We start from the raw sequence: 1,582 nt of genomic DNA, 5'->3' as shown, positions 1-1,582 counted from the left end.
GACGGCATAAATGCCGACCTACTTAACAAAGAAGGTTCTAGGTTTTAGCAAGACGGGACAATCTTAGACGTATCAGCTTATAGTACGCGACTACGTCACTACGGAACGCTTCGCTTACGGTAAAAACCAGAAAAGAGAAAAGCGACGGCATAAATGCCGACCTACTTAAAAAGAAGGTTCTAGACTATAGGCTCGAGTATTAGTGGTGCTAGGTTCTGCATGATAACCCATGCACAAATGCATACTCTTAGCTTTGTTCCTAGAAGCGTAGTTCCCTAGTATCTACCAGGCGAAAGGCCACTCACGAAGCGCAGCGCTCTCGCACCTACCAGGCCAACGCCGCCCTAGAAGCGCAGCGTCTTAATCTAAAAGTAAGTGATCTCTTTAACCCGTTGCGAACGGTTTTGCTGCTGATAAAGAGCCCACACCTGTTCAAAGTCCAATTCCAGCTCAGTAACATAATGCTCACCAGCAGGGTATACCTTAACCACTCGTGCACCTCGGATCACCCCAGAAACTGACGCGTTAATCTCGTCGCTCGATAACATCCAATCACGTACCTGGCTCGACGCCGCTAAGTGCTGGCCATAGACCTGCTCAGCTAGTTCCCGATAAGCGGCAATTTTTGAGGCTTGCATCGCCATTAGTACCCGCTGCGCGGGATCATCCGACGGTTGACTGGCTAATGTCGCATAGCCTATCGCGGTTAATGTCGGAAAGGACTCAGGCGCTTCAGTTTCATATTGCACATAACGATCTTGCGCTGAGCAACCCGCTAATAAGGCGGTAATGGTTAGCGTTGCAGAGAGAAAAATGGCTTTCATTTACTTAGCTCCTCCAAGCATGACCGCATTCTGTCCGGTCGTATCAGAGCGATACAATAAGCCATTTTCTGACACGACTTTCTCTGAAGGGGTTAACATATCCGGCATAGCAGTAATTGGCACAAAGCTTTGAGCCACAGATACCACTCGGTTATTACTGACATCTACAATACGGCTATAAACAACCACCCCCTCTTTGCTCGGGCTCATTGTCGATACAACCACATGCCTGACATCAATATCGGTGGGCAATTGCTGCCAATCGCGAGTAAGGATAAAGTCCCCCTCCTCGGTGACACGCAGTGTTTCTGCTACGTTCATGTCTACCAAGTTAAACTGGTGGTCATGTAATGCCGTAATCAGCCCCTGTTGGTATTGCAACCCAAATTCATTAGTGCTCGCGAGATCACTTAACATTACCGGTGTTGCCACCAGTAATGGCTGAGTTGATTTTAAGCTGTCGTTTTGTCTGACTAATTCATTAACCATCTGTTGTGCCAAATGGTTAATTGATGACAAATGTGGCAAACCTTTGCCGCTCGAGAGCGTTTGCTCTTGTGGCGTCTCAGTCGCCGTCATCGCACAGCCATAAAGCATCAACAGTGACAGTAAGATTATTGTCTTATACATCATGATATTCCTTTCTTTCAAAACTCATATTGGCTCAAAAGAATATGATTCTCTAATGCTGTTATCGGCATAAAGCTGAAGAACTTTACGGCTAAATGTATTGTTAAAGACTAGGGGCTGTTGATCTT

2 protein-coding genes are annotated in these 1,582 nt (G+C 46.5%); both read right to left on the bottom strand.

The annotated features are described in order from the left end of the window. Positions 1-365 precede the first annotated feature (365 nt). Positions 366-824, bottom strand: coding sequence for an LPP20 family lipoprotein (locus AB4135_RS14710; RefSeq protein WP_371994040.1), 459 nt, complete (start codon positions 822-824; stop codon positions 366-368). Beyond that, the gene (locus AB4135_RS14705; protein ID WP_371994039.1) at positions 825-1,457 is read right to left on the bottom strand and encodes a FlgO family outer membrane protein; all 633 of its coding nucleotides are present in this window, start codon (positions 1,455-1,457) and stop codon (positions 825-827) included. Positions 1,458-1,582 lie beyond the last annotated feature (125 nt).

Origin of the sequence: Shewanella sp. 10N.286.54.B9 (genome assembly GCF_041468565.1) — a bacterium.
GTDB lineage: Bacteria > Pseudomonadota > Gammaproteobacteria > Enterobacterales > Shewanellaceae > Shewanella.
The sequence above is the reverse complement of the archived record's forward strand: the minus strand, read 5'-3'. Positions and strand labels throughout refer to the sequence as shown.

What these genes read in the sequence shown, in the direction of transcription:
- AB4135_RS14710 (WP_371994040.1), bottom strand. Translation starts at nt 824, where the DNA reads ATGAAAGCCATTTTTCTCTCTGCAACGCTAACCATTACCGCCTTATTA.
- AB4135_RS14705 (WP_371994039.1), bottom strand. Translation starts at nt 1,457, where the DNA reads ATGATGTATAAGACAATAATCTTACTGTCACTGTTGATGCTTTATGGC.